The 17482-nt window shown below is 66.5% G+C and carries 16 protein-coding genes and 2 tRNA genes; 9 read left to right on the forward strand and 9 right to left on the reverse strand.

Features of this window, described 5'->3' with window-relative positions:
• Nucleotides 1-78: 78 nt before the first annotated feature.
• The 3 genes from acpM to OVA31_RS01405 are packed head-to-tail and all read left to right on the forward strand — an operon-like array spanning nucleotide 79 to nucleotide 3134.
• Nucleotides 79-384 carry a meromycolate extension acyl carrier protein AcpM gene (acpM, locus tag OVA31_RS01395; protein WP_267629361.1) on the forward strand — a complete coding sequence of 102 codons (306 nt, stop codon included), beginning with the start codon at nucleotides 79-81 and terminating at the stop codon, nucleotides 382-384.
• Complete coding sequence (locus OVA31_RS01400; RefSeq protein WP_267629362.1) at nucleotides 381-1652, forward strand: KasA/KasB family beta-ketoacyl-ACP synthase; 1272 nt, start codon at nucleotides 381-383, stop codon at nucleotides 1650-1652. The genes acpM and OVA31_RS01400 overlap by 4 nt, the downstream gene beginning before the upstream one ends.
• 30 nt (nucleotides 1653-1682) lie before the next feature.
• Nucleotides 1683-3134 carry an acyl-CoA carboxylase subunit beta gene (locus OVA31_RS01405; RefSeq protein ID WP_267629363.1) on the forward strand — a complete coding sequence of 484 codons (1452 nt, stop codon included), beginning with the start codon at nucleotides 1683-1685 and terminating at the stop codon, nucleotides 3132-3134.
• A gap of 207 nt (nucleotides 3135-3341) precedes the next feature.
• Here OVA31_RS01405 and OVA31_RS01410 read toward each other — a convergent pair whose 3' ends face one another.
• The 5 genes from OVA31_RS01410 to OVA31_RS01430 form a co-directional block, all read right to left on the reverse strand.
• Nucleotides 3342-3860: a DUF3145 domain-containing protein gene (locus OVA31_RS01410; RefSeq protein ID WP_164309189.1), complete on the reverse strand. Its 519-nt coding sequence runs from the start codon at nucleotides 3858-3860 to the stop codon at nucleotides 3342-3344.
• 138 nt (nucleotides 3861-3998) lie between these two features.
• Complete coding sequence (locus OVA31_RS01415; protein WP_267629366.1) at nucleotides 3999-4811, reverse strand: serine hydrolase domain-containing protein; 813 nt, start codon at nucleotides 4809-4811, stop codon at nucleotides 3999-4001.
• Nucleotides 4812-4838: 27 nt separating this feature from the next.
• Nucleotides 4839-5969, reverse strand: a complete 1131-nt coding sequence (locus tag OVA31_RS01420) for an NDMA-dependent alcohol dehydrogenase (protein WP_267629367.1) — start codon at nucleotides 5967-5969, stop codon at nucleotides 4839-4841.
• A 155-nt stretch (nucleotides 5970-6124) separates the two neighbouring features.
• Nucleotides 6125-7729: a fatty-acid--CoA ligase FadD5 gene (gene fadD5 / locus OVA31_RS01425; RefSeq protein ID WP_267629368.1), complete on the reverse strand. Its 1605-nt coding sequence runs from the start codon at nucleotides 7727-7729 to the stop codon at nucleotides 6125-6127.
• Nucleotides 7730-7824: 95 nt separating this feature from the next.
• Entirely contained in the window at nucleotides 7825-8631 is an 807-nt protein-coding gene (locus OVA31_RS01430; RefSeq protein ID WP_267629370.1) for an enoyl-CoA hydratase-related protein, read from the reverse strand.
• 194 nt (nucleotides 8632-8825) lie between these two features.
• On the opposite strand from OVA31_RS01430, the gene OVA31_RS01435 reads away from it, so the two are divergent.
• The gene (locus OVA31_RS01435; protein WP_267629371.1) at nucleotides 8826-10076 is read left to right on the forward strand and encodes a TetR/AcrR family transcriptional regulator; all 1251 of its coding nucleotides are present in this window, start codon (nucleotides 8826-8828) and stop codon (nucleotides 10074-10076) included.
• Here OVA31_RS01435 and OVA31_RS01440 read toward each other — a convergent pair.
• Complete coding sequence (locus OVA31_RS01440; protein WP_267629372.1) at nucleotides 10050-10892, reverse strand: hypothetical protein; 843 nt, start codon at nucleotides 10890-10892, stop codon at nucleotides 10050-10052. The two genes, OVA31_RS01435 and OVA31_RS01440, sit on opposite strands and share 27 nt — an antisense overlap.
• A 151-nt stretch (nucleotides 10893-11043) precedes the next feature.
• Between OVA31_RS01440 and OVA31_RS01445 the strand changes: the two genes are divergently transcribed.
• Nucleotides 11044-11772, forward strand: a complete 729-nt coding sequence (locus tag OVA31_RS01445) for a GntR family transcriptional regulator (RefSeq protein ID WP_267629373.1) — start codon at nucleotides 11044-11046, stop codon at nucleotides 11770-11772.
• A 143-nt stretch (nucleotides 11773-11915) separates the two neighbouring features.
• On the opposite strand, the gene OVA31_RS01450 is transcribed toward OVA31_RS01445, so the two are convergent.
• Entirely contained in the window at nucleotides 11916-12341 is a 426-nt protein-coding gene (locus OVA31_RS01450) for a pyridoxamine 5'-phosphate oxidase family protein (protein ID WP_267629374.1), read from the reverse strand.
• A 73-nt stretch (nucleotides 12342-12414) separates the two neighbouring features.
• Nucleotides 12415-12487, reverse strand: a tRNA-Asn gene (locus OVA31_RS01455).
• A gap of 81 nt (nucleotides 12488-12568) precedes the next feature.
• Between OVA31_RS01455 and OVA31_RS01460 the strand changes: the two genes are divergently transcribed.
• The 4 genes from OVA31_RS01460 (at nucleotide 12569) to OVA31_RS01475 (ending at nucleotide 15555) form a co-directional block, all read left to right on the forward strand.
• Nucleotides 12569-13150, forward strand: coding sequence for a hypothetical protein (locus OVA31_RS01460; protein ID WP_267629375.1), 582 nt, complete (start codon nucleotides 12569-12571; stop codon nucleotides 13148-13150).
• A tRNA-Ile gene (locus OVA31_RS01465) sits at nucleotides 13141-13214 on the forward strand. Before OVA31_RS01460 ends, OVA31_RS01465 begins: the two co-directional genes overlap by 10 nt.
• Nucleotides 13215-13891: 677 nt before the next feature.
• Nucleotides 13892-15259: a cutinase family protein gene (locus tag OVA31_RS01470; protein WP_267629376.1), complete on the forward strand. Its 1368-nt coding sequence runs from the start codon at nucleotides 13892-13894 to the stop codon at nucleotides 15257-15259.
• Between the two features lie 128 nt (nucleotides 15260-15387).
• Nucleotides 15388-15555 carry a hypothetical protein gene (locus tag OVA31_RS01475; RefSeq protein ID WP_267629377.1) on the forward strand — a complete coding sequence of 56 codons (168 nt, stop codon included), beginning with the start codon at nucleotides 15388-15390 and terminating at the stop codon, nucleotides 15553-15555.
• Between the two features lie 15 nt (nucleotides 15556-15570).
• On the opposite strand, the gene dnaG is transcribed toward OVA31_RS01475, so the two are convergent.
• A complete protein-coding gene (dnaG, locus tag OVA31_RS01480; RefSeq protein ID WP_267629378.1) occupies nucleotides 15571-17481 on the reverse strand; it encodes a DNA primase in 1911 nt (636 codons plus the stop codon).
• Nucleotide 17482 lies beyond the last annotated feature (1 nt).

The raw sequence follows: 17482 nt of genomic DNA on the forward strand, positions 1-17482 counted from the left end.
GTTGTCCAACCACTCACGGGCGGGATGCTCGTGAGTGCTCCGGAGAACATCAAAGCAAAACAAGAAGGGAACCACATCGTGGCTGCCACCCAGGAAGAACTCATCGCCGGCATCGCCGAGATCATCGAGGAAGTCACCGGCATCGAGCCGTCCGAGGTGACGTTGGAGAAGTCGTTCGTCGACGACCTCGACATCGACTCGCTGTCGATGGTGGAGATCGCCGTGCAGACCGAGGACAAGTACGGCGTGAAGATCCCCGACGAGGATCTCGCCGGCCTCCGCACCGTCGGCGACGCCGTCTCCTACATCCAGAAGCTCGAGACGGAGAACCCCGAGGCCGCTGCCGCCATCCAGGCCAAGGTCGAGGCAGACAAGAACTCGTGAGCTCCCCATCCCTCCGCGAATACTCAACGCTGGGCGGGAACTTCCCGAGCGTGGTGGTCACCTCCATGGTGGCCACCACCTCGCTGGGCGAAGATCTCGACACCACGTGGAAGAAGCTGGTGGCGGGTGAGTCGGGCATCCGTGAACTGACTGATGACTTCGTCACCAAGTACGGCGACCTGCCGTGCCGTATCGGTGGCCGTCTCATCAAGGATCCGTCCGAAGAAGTGACGCGCGTCGAAGCACGCCGGATGGCCTACGTCGAGCGCATCGCTCATGTCATGAGCAAGCGCCTGTGGGCCCAGGCGGGCGAGCCGGAGGTCGATCCCGACCGTCTGGCCGTCGTCTTGGGCACCGGTCAGGGTGGCGGAGATGCGATGGTCGATGCCGTCAAGGCGATCGAGCAGTCGGGCAACTACCGCAAGGTCTCGCCGCTGGCGGTCTCGATGGCGATGCCGAACGGTCCGGCCGCGGTCACCGGACTCAATGTCGGTGCACGTGCCGGTGTGATCACCCCCGTCTCGGCGTGCTCGTCGGGTGCGGAGGCCATCGCACACGCGTGGCGCCACATCGTCATGGGTGACGCCGACATGGTCGTCACCGGTGGCGTCGAGGGTCACATCGACGCGATTCCGATCGCGGCGTTCTCGATGATGCGTGCGATGAGCACGCGAAACGAGGATCCTGCGGGTGCCTCACGGCCGTTCGACAAGGATCGCGACGGCTTCGTGTTCGGCGAGGGCGCGGCGATGATGATCATCGAGCGCGAAGAGCATGCCAAGGCACGTGGTGCACACATCCACGCCCGCCTGCTCGGCGCCGGTATCACCTCGGATGGTTTCCATCTGGTCGCGCCGGACCCCAGTGGCCAGGGCAACGCCCGTGCCATGACCCGTGCGATCCAGACGGCAGGCCTCACCAAGGCCGACATCAGTCACATCAACGCACATGCGACGTCGACCCCCATCGGCGACACGGCCGAGGCGGCGGGCATCAACGCCGCAGTCGGTCAGCATGCCGCGGTGTATGCGCCCAAGTCGGCGCTCGGTCACTCCATCGGCGCAGTCGGGGCGCTGGAGTCCGTGCTCACCATCAAGAGCGTCGAGGAGGGTGTCATACCTCCAACGCTCAACCTGCAGAACCAGGATCCAGAGTGCGACGTCGACGTCGTTCACGGTGAAGCCCGTTACGGGCAGATCGATTACGCGTTGAACAACTCGTTCGGATTCGGTGGGCACAACGTCGCGCTCGCCTTCGGTCGCTACTGATACACCACCCCGACACCACAGGAGACAGCGATGACCACATTGGCTCCCATCACCGGCCATGAGGAAGCTGCGGATCCCCGCGATCCGCTACTCCGGTTGACCAACTTCTTCGACGAAGGCACGATGTCGCTTCTGCACGCTCGCGACAAGTCGGGAGTGCAGGCCGCAATCGGCTCGGTCAACGGCGTTCGTACTGTCTCTTATTGCACCGATGGCACCGTGATGGGCGGTGCCATGGGTGTGGTGGGTTGCGCTCACATCGTGAACGCGATCGATACCGCCATCACCGAACAGACGCCGGTAATCGGCATCTGGCATTCCGGTGGTGCCCGACTCGCGGAGGGCGTCGAGGCTCTCCACGCGGTCGGCCAGGTCTTCGAGGCGATGGTCCGCGCCTCCGGCTACGTGCCCCAGATCTCGGTGGTCGTCGGCTTCGCTGCCGGCGGCGCCGCATACGGACCGGCACTCACCGACGTCGTGATCATGGCCCCGGCGGGCCGCGTGTTCGTCACGGGTCCCGACGTGGTCAAGAGCGTGACCGGCGAATCCGTCGACATGGAGTCGCTCGGCGGTCCGCTCACCCACGGCAAGAAGTCGGGCGTGTGCCACATCATCGCCGACTCCGAGCCGGACGCGTACTGGCGCGCACGCCGACTCGTGTCGACGTTCAGCCAGCAGGGTCACTTCAACCGGGAGCAGGCCGAGGCAGGCGACGTCGACCTCAAGGCATTGTTGCCCGAGTCGAATCGTCGCGCCTACGACGTGCACCCGATCGTCGAGCAGATGCTCGACACCCAGATGGCCGCCGACGGCGAGACCGAGATCTCCACTTTCGAAGAGCTGCAGGCGAAGTGGGCTCCGAACATCATGGTGGGATTCGGTCGCCTCTCCGGACGCAGCGTCGGCGTCATCGCCAACAACCCGCTGCGCATGGGCGGCTGTCTCAACTCGGAGAGCGCCGAGAAGGCCGCGCGATTCGTCCGCCTCTGCGACGCCTTCGGCATCCCGCTGATCGTCGTCACCGATGTCCCCGGCTACCTGCCCGGCGTCGGCCAGGAATGGAACGGCGTGGTGCGTCGCGGGGCCAAGCTGCTGCACGCCTTCGCCGAATGCACCGTTCCGCGTGTGACGTTGGTGACCCGAAAGATCTACGGCGGCGCATATATCGCGATGAACGCACGCGCCCTCGGTGCGACAGCGGTCTTCGCGTGGCCGGGCTCTGAGGTCGCCGTGATGGGCGCCAAGGCGGCCGTCGGCATCCTCCACAAGAAAGCGCTGGCCGCCGCACCGGACGACGAGCGGGAGGCTCTGCACGAACGTCTGACGGTCGAGCACGAGGCGATCGCCGGCGGTCTGGGTCGCGCCCAGTCGATCGGTGTGGTCGACGACGTGATCGACCCCGCGACCACCCGCAGCCGCATCGCCGAAGCACTGGCGGCAGCACCTGCACGGCGCGGTCGTCACAAGAACATCCCGCTCTGACCTTCTGCCGGGCGGCACGCGGGGCGATCTCGATACGGCGCCGCGCTACGCTCGGTGCCTACTCGATCAGCGTGAGCCATCCGCCGGTCGAGTAGCGGCGACGGAGGAGCCGCGTATCGAGGCCCACTCATCGACACAGCAATTCGGCCCCGGTAGTTCGCTACCGGGGCCGAATCTCGTATCGACGGGTGTGTACCGCCGAGGGGTCTATCCGACGCGCTGCTGGAGCCAGGTCACCTCGGCACCAGCGCCACCCATGCGGTATGACTCGAGGGCGTCGTCCCAGGCCGTACCGAGGGCGGCCTCGAGTTCGCCGGCCAGTCCGGCGCTGTCGGGCTGGGATTCGATCAACGCGCGAAGCTGCATCTCGCCGATCATGACGTCGCCACTCGCGCTCGTGGAGCCACGCCACAGCCCGAGGCCTGGTACGTAGCTGAAGCGCTCGCCGTCGACGCCATCACTGGCGTTCTCGGTCACCTCGAAGCGCAACGCCGACCACTCCCGCAGCGCCGTCACCAATCGCGCGGCAGTGCCGACCGGGCCGGCCCAGTCAACGGTGGCACGTTGCATACCGGGGTCGGCCTCTTGCGCGGACCACTTCAGGTTGGCCCGCGCATTCAGGGTCGACGACAGAGCCCACTCGACATGCGGGCACAGCGCCACCGGCGCCGAGTGGATGTACACCACTCCTGTCGTCCTGTCCGCAAACTGACTCAGATTGCGCACCTTGTTCACCTCCGGTTTCGACGAGGAACGTCTTCCCCAACACACCTCGGAAACCAGATATCACACTTGTGTGGTTAATTGTGCCTCAAGTTGCCCGTGTTGCGCCAGTTTCTGGAGTGCTTTCTCAGGTTTCCCGGTTCACCTCGGCGACTTTGCGACGACGGCGTCGTTGAAATCCCTCCACAGCGGCTTGGCCCACGCTCCGAATGCGCGGTCGGTGAGTACGACGCATGCCGTGGTCAGGGCCGGATCCACCCAGAGGAACGTGCCACTCTGACCGAAGTGGCCGAAGGTCCGCGGTGAGTTCTGCGTCCCCGTCCAGTGCGGCGTCTTCTCGGCCCGGATCTCGAATCCCAGCCCCCAGTCGTTGGGGCGGTGTTTCCCGTATCCGGGAACGAAGCCGTCGAGACCGGCGAACTGCACCGACGACGCGCGCGCCGCCAGATCCGTCGACAGCAGGGTCGGCGACAGGAGTTCGGTGGCGAAGCGCCCCAGATCGGCCGTCGTCGAACGGGCCCCGTGACCGGCAGGCCCCGCCAGCTCCGTCGACGACAGGCCGAGGGGTTCGCAGACCGCCTCATCGAGGTAATCGGCGAAAGCGATGTCGGTGGCACGCTCGACCGTCTCGGCGAGCACCTCGAAACCCGAACTCGAGTAGATGCGTTGGGTCGCCACCGGCGCCGCGACCTCGCGGCTGTCGAAGGCGAGTCCCGACGCGTGGGCGAGCAGGTGTGCGACGGTCGCCCCCGGCGGACCGGCGGCATCGTCGAGCTCGACCGCACCTTCTTCCACCGAGACGAGAACCGCCTCGGCCACAAGGAGTTTGGTGACCGAGGCGAGCTCGAAGACACGATCGGGGTCGCCGAATTGCTCGACGACCCCGTTCGCGGTGACAACGGCGGCCGACACGTGGTCGACCGGCCAGTCGGCTAATGCATCAAGTGACGACACACCGCACGACATTACCGTCCGTGGTACTCAGTGATCTTCGTCGGTGTACCGGATCACGCCGCGGATGTTCCGGCCCTCGAGCATGTCCTGGTATCCCTCGTTGATCTGGTCGAGGCGGTACTGACGGGTGATCATGTCGTCGATGTTGAGCTTGCCCATGCGGTACATCGAGAGCAGCTGCGGGATGTCGAGCTTCGGGTTGGCGCCGCCGAAGATCGAACCCTGCAGGTTCTTCTGCAGCAGGGTCAGCATCGCGAGATTGAGGGTCACCTCGGATTCCATCATGTTGCCCATGCCGGTCAGCACACACGTGCCGGCCTTGGCGGTGATGCCCATCCAGGTGTCGACGTCCTTGCCGTGCACCTCCCCCACGGTGACGATCACCTTGTGGCACATGTGCCCGTGAGTGAGCTCCGCGATGCTCATCGCAGCCTCTTCGACCGACGCGAAGGTGTGCGTGGCGCCGAACTTCATCGCCTGCTCACGCTTCCACTCCACCGGATCGATGGCGATCACGTTGCGCGCACCGGAGATCACGGCACCCTGCAGCGCGGCCGTGCCGACGCCGCCGACGCCGACGATCGCCACGTCCTCCCCCGGGCGGACGTGGCCGCTGCGGGTGGACGACCCGTAACCGGTCGGGATGCCACAGCCACACAGGGCAGCGACCTCGAACGGGATGTCCTTGTCGATCTTCACGGCCGATGCCTCGTGGACGACCATGTACGGCGAGAAGGTGCCGAGCAGCGTCATCGGATAGACGTTCTCGCCCTTCGCAGAGTGAATGCGGAAGGTGTTGTCCGACACTGCTTCACCCTGCAAGAGCATGGCCCCGAAGTCGCACAGGTTGGCGAGACCGGCCTTACACGACGGGCACTTGCCACACGACGGGATGAATGACAGGACCACATGGTCGCCGACCTCGAAGTCGGTGACACCCTCCCCCACTTCGGCCACGACTCCGGCGCCTTCGTGTCCACCGAGGATCGGGAATCCCGCCATCGGGATTCCGCCGGTCATCAGGTGGTGGTCGGAATGGCACATTCCGGCCGCTTCCATCCTGATCTTGATCTCGCTGCGCTGCGGATCGCCGATCTCGATCTCTTCGATCTCCCACGGCTTGTTGAGTTCGCGCAGCAGCGCACCCTTGGTCTTCACTTCACTTCCTCCACTTGTAGACACGCGTCATCCGACGGATCGATCCCCCCGACAGACGCAAGACAACCTATGAGAGACCCTAGTCACTCACGGCCAAAAATGAAACGTGTTCTAGTCGCGATTTTCGTGGCGCAACCCGGCGCCACGGCTCCCGATCAGTGGGCCAGGCCGGCGTCCTTGCTTCCGTACGACGCACGCAAGGTCGGCTTGACCACCTTGCCGCCCGCATTGCGGGGCAGGACGTCGACGATCACGATCTCCTTCGGATGCTTGAACCGCGCAAGATTCTCGTTGAGATACGGCTCGAGCTCGGCGAGGGTGAGGTCGTCGGTGCCCTCGGCGAGGACCACGACGGCGACCGGCACCTCTCCCCATTTCTGGTCGGCACGACCGATGACGGCGGCCTCGGCGATCTTCGGGTGACCGAACAGGGCGTTCTCCACCTCGGCGCAGTAGATGTTCTCTCCACCGGAGATGATCATGTCCTTGGCTCGATCGACGACGTAGAGGAAGCCCTCCTCGTCCTCGCGCACGAGGTCACCCGAGTGGAACCACCCGCCGTGGAACGCATCAGCCGTCCCCTGCGGGTTCTGCCAGTAGCCCTTCATCATGTTCGGGCCGCGGTAGACGATCTCCCCCACCTCTCCACGGGCGACGTCTCGCATCTCCGGGTCGACGACCCGAGCGGTCACCGCCGGAACGACCTTTCCGATCGACCCGAGCTTGCGCAGGGCATCCCGGCCCTCGAGGACGCAGGTTATCGGAGACATCTCGGTCTGACCGAAGACGGCGACGTTGACGGCGTCCGGGAAGGTCTCGTTCATCGCGTTCAGGACCGTGTCCGAGGCCGGTGCCGCACCCCAGCTGATCACCCGCAGCTTCAGATCCCGCGGTTTGGCCTGCTGCGCAGCGCACACCGCCTGCCATTGGGCGGGCACCAGGAAGATCGAGGTCGTACCCTCACGCTCCAGGGTGTCGAGCATGTCGTTCGGATCGAACGCACCGAGCGGATGGATCACCGACAACGCGCCCATGTAGATCAGCGGCGTCATGGCACCGAGGCCCGCGATGTGGAACATCGGTGCCACGCAGGCCCCGATGTCGTCGCGCGAGGTCTGCAACGCCTGCAGGCACGTCACCGCCTGCGCCTGCAGATTGGTGTGAGTCAGCATGGCGCCCTTGGGCTTTCCCGTGGTGCCGGACGTGTACATGATGAGCGAGACGGTATCTTCCGGTACGTCGATCTCCGGCAGATCGGATGAATCCTCGGCCACCAGCGCCTCGAAATCCAGGTGGGCATCGTTCTCGGTGCCGCCTGCGACGACAATCGACTCGATGGCACCGGTCGAGGCGCTGACCGCATCCGCCAACGGGGCCAGCATCGACTCGGTGACGATGAGCTTCGATCCGCTGTCGGTCACGAGGAACCCGATCTCCGCAGGGCTCATCCGGATGTTGACCGGCACAGGGATCGCGCCGATCAGATTGGCGCCGAGCACCGCCTCGACGTACTCGGTGCGGTTCAACATGAGGATCAGGATGCGGTCCCCGAACTGCACTCCTCGTCGGCTGAGCGCCGCGGCGAACCCGCGCGCCCGCTCGTCGAGCTCGGCCCACGTGGTGACCGTGCCCTGGAACTTGAGGGCGGGTCGGTCGGGCGTCATGAAGGCGTGCCGGCGCACCTGGTTGTTCCAGTGGTTGCGGCGTGACCGCAACGGCTCGGTGGTCAGATCACTGCCGGTATCGATCGCGGCGGTCATGGGTGTCTCCTGTCCTGTGACGCTGTGACGGTCACGGTTTCGGGTCGGGTGTGGTCGGTCGAAGTGGTCCGGCAGACACCGCCGAAGGACGCCGATCAGCGCTTGGTGCCGGCGAACGCCGCCATCGCCGCCTGGAACTCGGCGGATTGCAACAGGGTCGTCTGGCCCTCGAGCTCGCGGTCGAGCGCCTTGTCGAAATCGGCCATCGAGTGGGCATCGAGCGCCGCCTTGGTCAGTCGCAGTGCACTCGCCGACGACGCCGCCAGCTTTGTCACCGCCGCGCCAACCGTTGCGTCGAGCGCCGCCCTGTCGGCGACCACCTTCGTGATCAGACCGGCGTCGAATGCCTCTGCGGCGGGGAGCTTCTCACCGAGCAGAGCCATCGCGTTGGCCCTGGCGCGCCCCACCGCCGCCGTCACCGACATGGAGGCACCGCCGTCGGGCATCAGACCGATGTTGATGAAGGCCAGCAGGAAGTACGAGCGTTCGGTCGCGTAGATCAGGTCGGCGGCCAATGCCAGCGAGGCTCCGATTCCGGCGGCCGGGCCGTCCACGACGGCGACGACGGGCACCCCCACCCGGCGAACCGCGCGCGCAAGATCCGACCCGGACGAGATGACGCCACGTGCCTGCGTCGCGTCGAGACCACCACCCGGCCCCCCGGCCGCGTCGGCGATGTCGATGACGTCGGCACCGGTACTGAAACTCCCACCGACGCCCTCGATCACCACGACACGAACATCCTCACGCGTCGACCACTCGTCGAACGCGTCGATGATGGTGCGACTCGCCGCCCCGTTCAGCGCATTCATCCGATGCGGCCGGTCGATCTCGATCCGGGCCACCCCTCGGTCATCCACACTGACCCGGACCTCGTCCGCACCGGCCGCATTGTCGCTCACGCTGCCTCGCCCCTCACTCGTTCCCGATACCGACCCCTCGGGCCGTCCGCCGACCACACTACTACCACGGTGCGATCCAGATCACGAGAATACTCATTAACTTATCAATGCGGAAGGGGCCGTTTTACTGGTATTTCTAGCTTCAGAGTGCGAACCGATGTGGTGAACATCGACTCCGACTATGCTCGCACGACATGACCGCCCAGCCGACGCCACCGGCGACACCGCAGACCGACCGCGCGCGCCGTCGCCGACCGGCCGACCGACGCGACGTCATCCTGCGGTCCGCGGCCAAGGCCTTCAGCGCGAACGGCTACCACGCGGTTCGACTCGACGACATCGCCGACTCCGCTGGGGTCTCCGCACCGGCGCTGTATCGGCATTTCCCGAACAAATACGCGCTCTTCGCGGAGACCGCGCGCAAGCTCGCCGATGCGCTCGCCGACGCCACCGGATCGATCCCGCACGACCCGGATCATCCCGAGATCGAACTGCGTGGGCTGCTCGCGGCGCTCACCGGGGCGTCGATCGACAACCGCCGCACCGGCGGTCTCTACCACTGGGAGGCCGATTATCTCCATACCGACGACGCGCGATATGTGCGGGACATCGTCATCGCCCAGCATCGACGGATCCGTGCCGCACTTCGTCGGGCGCGGCCTCGCCTCGACGCCGAGTCCGCCGATCTGATCACTGCGGCGATGACGAGTGTCGTCGCCAGCCCGGCGACCCACCGTGCGGCCTTGCCGGCGCGCCAGATCAGCGATCTGATCACCGGGGCGGCCATGTCACTGAGCGATGCCGATCTGCCCAACCGATCCGGAGCCGACACCGGCCCTCCGCCGACCGGGCTGTCGCCGACGTCCAAACGCGAGGTGCTCCTCACCGAGGCGATGAAACTCTTCGCGGCACAGAGCTTTCGCGAGGTGACCATCGACGACATCGCACGTGCGGCCGACCTGCCGTCGTCCGGGGTCTATCGGCATTTCGAGAGCAAGGCGGCCATCCTGCAGGCCGCGTTCTGGCGCACTTCCGATCGCGTCACCGCCTTGATCGCCGACGCGCTGTCGTCGTCGAGTACACCCAGGGAGGCCATCGTCGCCCTGGTGACCCGGTACGTCGATCTGTGCTGCACCAACACCGCGATGTTGTCGGTATATGTCTCCGAGATCGGCAACGTGGCCCCCGCCCAGCGGACCGAATTACGCAATCAACAACGCATCAACGTCGAAGAATGGGCTGCGTGGCTCACCCGGGAGCGGCCCGAGCTCACCGCCGTCGCGGCCCGATTCCTCGTCCAGGCCGCGCTCAACGTCACCATCGATCTGACTCGTCTGAACCGCAGGCCGACGCCCGAGCGGATCTCCGCGCTGGGACTCCGACTGCTGCTCGGTAGTGAGGATTCGGTGGGTGCGGAGTCAGACGGTGTCGAGGTCGGAGAGTAGCCACCGACCGTCCCGCCGTTCCAAGGTCACCTTGACCCTGGACTGGTACGGGATCCCCTCGGGCACTTCCGCACTCACCTGCGGCGAGGTCACCGTCTGGTCCAGGGTCACCAGGACCACGGCCTTGCCGTGCGAGATAGATTGCAGCCCCGCCTCTTTGGAGGCTGCACGGGAAGTCCCCCGGGCGGCGGCGTTGCCGCGACGGGCATCTTGGGACGAGGTGATGTACGACTTGGCGAACTCTGCCGTGGCAATGTCGTGAATCCGCCGGTCGAGGTCCCCGTAGTTCGCCGGGTCGTAGGTGGCCACCGCTGCCGCATAACGCCTCGCCGAATCCATCGCGTCCTGACGAACCACCTCCGACGGACCGCTCGCATCCGCGCGTCGGTCGGCCTGGTGCGCCGCATACGCAAAGTAGGCCGTGGTCGCGGCCAGCACGACCACCAACACCGACAAGCCGACGACCAGGACGCGTGATCGCCGGGACATCGTCGTGGGCCGAGGTCGGTCCATCACGCGGCCGGGCGTCCGGTCGGCCGCCGCCCCGCCGGAACCGTCCCCCTCGTCCGCTGCCGCGTCCGGCGAGCCATTCGCGCTCGAGCCGTCCGCGGTCTGCCGACCCCGCCGCCGTGATTCACGCTCCGCCTTCTGCCGGGCCTCCTCCCGAAGACGTTCCCGGTTGGTGCGATTGACGGCCAGGAAGTCGTCGCCGTCGAGTGGGGTCACCTCGCCCGGATCACGGGCGTCGTCACGAGGTGGGCCGATCACCGCGTCGGCGTCGCTCTCGGCCGCGTTCGGCCGCTGGGACTTGGGCATGCGACCAATGTAGCGACTCGATTCGGCGCTCCGGTCGCGCCTATCAGATATATGTGCGCTACCTTGAGGGTCAGCACAGAACTGAGAACCCGGGTTCGGCTCCGAGGATCCTCACTCGGCGCGGTCCCATCGACCGGCTACGGTGGCACCAATGAGACCCAGCGCGACATCCTCGCAGAGCCCTGCGGGCGCCGAGCGTTCCGCGCCCGCGCAACGCCTGCGACGTCGACCGCAGCTGTCCGAAGAGGTGGCCACCCACCTCCGGGAACAGATCATGACGGCCGCCATCCGCCCGGGCGATTACGTCCGGATGGACGAGACGGCGGAACGTCTCGGCGTGAGTGTGACCCCCGTCCGCGAGGCCCTGCTGACATTGCGCGGTGAGGGCATGGTGAACCTCGCGCCGCACCGCGGCTACATCGTTGCCGAACTCAGCCGGACCGACGTCGACGATCTCTTCTGGCTGCAGGGTGAGATCGCCGTCAAGCTCGCACTGCGTACCGCCGACGCGATCACGACGGAACAGATCGCCGACCTGGAGCGTCACAACCAACAGCTCCGCGACGCACTGGAACTCGGCGACGGCGAGCAGGTGGCGCTCGCCGAGTTCGAGTTCCACCGGGCGCACAACCTGGTGGCCGCCGGCGGGAAGCTCGCCTGGTTCCTCCTGAGCGCGACCCGCTACACGCCGTCACAGCTGTATGCCACCGATCCCGAGTGGGGCAAGGTGGCCGTCGATTCGCACGCGAAACTCATCGAGGCCTACCGCGTCGGCGATCACGACCAGATCGTCGAGCAGACACGCCGCCAATTCACCGACGGCGCAACCAGGCTCACCCGGCACCTGGAGACGACCGGGATCTGGGACGACCAGCACTAGACTCGCCGGTCACACCGGGCCACCGCCATGCATCGCTTCGGGTCGGGTAGGGTTGATTCGTGGCGCCGCCCAGGGCGGGGCTGGTCACCCCCGACGACCAGCTCCGCCCTGGGCGGCGCTGATACGTTCCGGGACCTCGACGGTCACAGACTGCCGAGGTCAGACGACACCCATTGCTGGGGTCGCAACACCACCTTGGTCTGGGCACCGTGGTTCTCCCATGCGAAGTCGACGTACCCCGCGACCTTCTCGGCAGGCAGATAACGGGCCGCCATCTCGGTGAGTTGCTCGCGCGTCCCGTCCGTGTAGCTCTCGATGTCTCCCGAGACCGACACGTACCGGATCGTCGGTTCCAGTGTCTCGACCATGAGGCTGCAGCGGCCGGCTTCCCGGATGAGCGCAAGCTTGCGCGATGACGTCCCGGTGAGGAACCACACAGATCCCCCGGGCGCGTACTGGTACCAGATCGGCACCACGAGAGGTGCGCGGTCGGGACCCGCCTCGGCGGCCAGGGCGGCGATATTGGGCTCGGCCAGGAACAATTCTCGTTCTGATGTGGTGAGTGCCATGGCGCCACGGTAGGCCGCGGCAACGACAAGAACGCCCGCCCCGGCATTGCTGCAGGTGACGGGCGTTCTGTTGCTCCCCCAACTGGACTCGAACCAGTAACCGTTCGATTAACAGTCGAATGCTCTGCCAATTGAGCTATGGGGGATTGTGCTCGAACCGAGTGCTGACTTTAGCGCATGGATACTCCCGACAACAAAACGCCTGCATCGGTACCGGCGGTGCGGCAGTGCGCATCATTCTTGGCGAGCTCGTCGGAGGACTGCTTATTCTCCTCGACCGCAGCCCGGACCGGCGACAGCTGGACATCGGCATCGAGAAGCGGGAGCGCCGACTCCACCGCGAAGCTCTCGAGCAGCTGACGAAGGCCGAACAATTGGACGATGTCCTGCGGCGACCACTGTGTCACCCTGGTGCGCCGGCGCGGCTGATGCTCGACAAGGCCCTGCTGCGCGAGCAACCGCAACGCCTCGCGCACCGGGCACGACTGATCCCCAGGTCGGCACACAGGTTCTCGTCGACGATCTCCTCCCCCGGCTTCAACTGCCGGACAGGATGGCGCCCCGATGCGGTGCCCGGCGACGTCCACGAGGCTTTCCGGCCGGGAGCTGTCCCCATTCGCCCCACCGGCCCCGGCCATGCGCTCCTCGCCCTGTCGATGTCTGATCTCTCGCTGGCTTCTGGTCTCTCGCAGTCCAACGGCTCCGCGCCCCGAACCGCCGCGATGGCCCGCACGGATGGCGACGCAGGAGGCCGTCTCGGGCGTGCGGTAATGTGCACCGGCGGGTACGCCGTTACCCAGGGGCGGTAGCTCAGTCGGTTAGAGCCGCGGACTCATAATCCGCTGGTCGTGGGTTCGAGCCCCACCCGCCCCACTCCCCCGGTTCGACCGGTCGCCGCCGTCCGACCTCGAGCTCACGTCACCTTTCCGACGCTGCTGTCGGCGGAGGATGGACAATCAGTGCGGGAGAACATAGTTCGTCGCACTAAGATTCAGCGGTACCCCACAGCAGCAGCGGCGGATTGTTCGGCAACACCTGGAATCGAAACTCGTTGCAATGGAACATAGTTCGCGGTGCTAACCGAATTTCCGACGCGGGATTAGCGATCGCTCGGTCGCCCCGGGGGACCTGCTCAACATGCACAGGCGCCTCACCTGTCACCACTGGCACCACGAATGCAGCTGCACGGCAGTGAAATACAACGCCCATTGAGTCCCGACGGATTGGTTCGTTCGACTTGGCAACCGGCACAACGAGACCGCCACTCGGCCAATGAGATGAATTCACACCTCGGATGGGGTACATCGCGGTATCGTTTCGACATCATCTCGACGTGATTTCGACGCAGCGCCCGTTCATCGCCACTCACAGAGCATCCGTTCCCCACACCCCCGGCGGAGCCCCCGATGTCGTGTACCCCTTCCTCGAACCGAAACCGATTGTCGTCTCCGCGCTCCGGTGAGCTCGCCCCATCTCCACCTGTCCGGCGGCCGTCCGTTCGTGACCGAATTCTGGAGCATTCCGCCGCGAGGACGGCCGGTACGGTCGGGGTGACCGTGGCTCTAACGCTGGCGCCTGCGGCAACAGCCGTCGCCGACTCCTTCCCCACCGCGCCCGGCGCAACGTTCAACCTGTTCATCCCGGGCACGTGGGAGACCAGCGAATCGGCGGATCCGTCGAAGCCCATCGGGGCGCTGAAACCGATCGCCGACCGCCTCCGCCACGACCATGGCGACTCCGCGGTCATCTATTTCCTGCCGTATGTCGCGCGGGCCTTCGACAACGGCGAGAGCTACGGCACCAGCAAGGCGACCGCACTCGAGAATGCCGGCACGGTGCTGCGGGATTACGCGTCACAGCATCCCGACGCCAGGTTCACGATCACCGGCTACAGCCAGGGCGCCGACGCGGCGGGCGACCTCGCCTCGGCGATCGGCAACGAACTCGGTCCCATCGCAGCCGACGCCGTACTCGCCGTCGCCTTGTTGGCGGACCCACGAGCAGGCACCGCGGGCGAGACCGTCGTCGGTCCGCGGGAGGACGGGATCGGGATCGCCGATCCACGTCCGGCGGGCATGGGCAGCCTGATGGGGCGGGTCTCTGCCATCTGTGCCCCCGACGACCTCTACTGCTCGATCGACAAGTCGCAGAACCCGCTGCTCGGCCAGCTCGGCACGGTGCTGGGCAAGACGCCGGCCGACGCGGAGGCCGCGGTGAAGAAGGCAGCCACCGCGACGACCGTCCTCGCGTCCGTCGACATCCCGGGCATCATCGACGGGCTGACCCGGCTCCCGCGCGAGGTCGCGGCCGGCGACCTCGCGTCGGCCCACGCGGTCTCCGGGACCCTCAACAATCGCCTCCGACCACTCGTGACCCTCGCCTCGATGATCGATTTCACCGAGGTCTCCACGACATTGGCATTGATCCCGGACGAGACCGGACTGACCAAGGCGGCCTCCCTGCTCGCCGCCGCGCTCGCACATGTCGACTTCCAGCGGACCGCCGATCTCGTGGGCAGAATTCAGGAACTCACGTGGTCGGGGGTGGGGGCGGTGGCCGCCCGCGCCGGCGCGAAGACGTTGCCGACCACCACCACGACACCGTCTGACGTCCGACAGGTCGCCCGCGAGCTCGCCGTACTCTCCAGCAGCATCGTCACGGTCCGCCCGCGCACCGGCACGGAGGTGGCGGCGGTCTCACCCGATCTGCGGAGCATGGCGACCGCGGTCACCGGGATCGTCGCGAAACGCGCGATCACCGACCCGGCGACGGTGGTCACCGACGCGGTCAGCGCCGGCACGTTCTACGCCTCCGACAGCCATGTGCGCTACGGGTCCCTCGTCGTCGACGCCGAGGGGCGTGACGCGATCGACTGGTTCGGGAGTTGGCTCTCGGACAGCATCGCCCGGGCATCGTGAGCCCCGGACGAACCTGCGCATCGCTCGTGCCCGTGTGATCCCGACGTGTCGACCTGCCCGATCGGACAGGTGCCCGCATACTTCTCGGTAACGCCGATCCATATCGTCGAGCACCGAGGGAGGGCGACATGAGTGGCACGGGGAACCACATCTGGGGACGTCCGCGACCTGTTCCCGATCGCTGTCGAGGGACACATACGTACGCGGGCGGCTGCGTCTACAACGCCGACGACCCGCACCGGCCGCTCTTCCCCGAGGAGTTGCGTCCCGGACGACGATTCATCCGGGCGGCGTGAGCGTGCTCGTGCCGCTCAGCCCACGTCGACAGTGGGATCGACGGCCTGCTCGAGCAGGCTGCGCCGGTAGGCCTCCAACGCCACGAGGTCACCGAAGACGGCGTTGTACCCGTCCGGGTCCTCGCCCGGCGCCATTCGCCGCAGTTTGGACTTGATATCGGCGATCTGGGCGCCGACCCAGACCTCCTGCAGGCGCGCCATCACGCTCGAGATGTAGCGCGGGATGTTGTTCTCGCTCACCGGCATCGACTCGACGGCGAGTTCGGTGACCAGCGGGCCCACGAGGAGGTCGTCGATCGAGTTGTGCACCGCGTCGACCCATTCGGCTCCGCCCATGCCGGAGGCGGCGCCGCCGAGTGCGGTCATCGCGGTCCGGATCATGGCGTAGGCCGGTTCGGTGAAACACTGCACCGGTAGCGAATCGAAGACGGTGCCTGCGATCGCCGGATACTGCAGCGCGGCCTTGAGCGCCTCGCGTTGCGGCCACAGTCGCGGATCGGTGGGCAGCGGACGCGGTGTCAGTGGCGCCGAAGCGGCCTCCGGCCGCTGACGCCGCATCGAGGTCACCCGGTCACTCCGGCCGGTTGCGCGGCCATGTCGCGCACCCTCCTCCCGAACCCGGGACAACACCTGGCCGACGTCTTCCCACCCGACCCAGCCCGCGAGTTGCCTGGCGTACTCGTCCCGCAACGCGATGTCCTTGATGCGCGCGACCACCGGCACGGCGTCCCGCAGCGCGTGCACCCGCCCCTCGGCGGTGTCGAGGTCGTGATCGGACAGCAACGCCTTGATCGCGAACTCGAACATCGGGACCCGCCGGGCGATCAGGTCGCGGACCGCCGGGTCACCGCTGCGCTGGCGGAGTTCGCACGGATCCATCCCGTCCGGGGCCACCGCCACGAACGTCTGGCCGGCGATACTCTGCTCCCCCTCGAAAGCCTTGAGGGCAGCGGCCTTCCCGGCTTCGTCACCGTCGAAGGTGTAGATGACCTCGCCGCGGAAGTACGAGTCGTCCATCATGAGCCGGCGCAGGAGCGCAAGGTGATCCTCACCGAAGGCCGTCCCACACGACGCGACCGCCGTCGTCACCCCGGACAGATGCATCGCCATCACGTCGGTGTAGCCCTCGACGATGACCACCTGATGTCCCTTGGCGATGTTCTTCTTCGCGTGGTCGAGACCGAAGAGCACCTGAGACTTCTTGTACAGCATGGTCTCCGGCGTGTTCATGTACTTGCCGAGATTGTCGTCGTCGAACAACTTGCGGGCTCCGAAGCCGATGATGTCACCGCCGAGGTTGCGGATCGGCCACAGCAGGCGCCGATGGAACCGGTCGATCGGCCCCTTGCGCCCCTGCTTGGCCAACCCGGCGGCTTCGAGCTCGGAGAATTCGAACCCCTGGGACAGAAGGGTTTTGGTCATCGTGTCCCAGCCGGCCGGCGCGTACCCGCACCCGAAGGCGGTCGCGGTGGCGGCGTCGAAGTCCCGTTCGGTCAGGTAGTCGCGCGCCTTCTGCGCCTCCGGTGTCTGCAGTTGCTCCGCGTAGAACCGCTGGGCCGCCGCGTTGGCTGCGACGAGTCGCGCGCGCGTACCGCGATCCCGGACCACGGTGGTGCCGCCGCCCTCGAAGTGGATCTGGTATCCGATTCGGTCGGCGAGCTGCTGCACCGCCTCGACGAAGCTGACGTGTTCCTGCTTCTGCAGAAAGCTGTAGACGTCCCCGCCCTCACCGCAGCCGAAGCAGTGGAAGTGTCCGTGGTTGGGACGGACGTGGAACGACGGCGTCTTCTCGTCGTGGAACGGGCAGAGACCCTTGAGGCTGTCGGCCCCCGCGCGGCGCAACGCCACGTAGTCGCCGACGATCTCCTCGATACGCGTCTGCTCACGGATCGCCGTGATGTCACGATCGGGGATTCGGCCTGGCACG

This window comes from Gordonia sp. SL306 (genome assembly GCF_026625785.1).
GTDB lineage: Bacteria > Actinomycetota > Actinomycetes > Mycobacteriales > Mycobacteriaceae > Gordonia.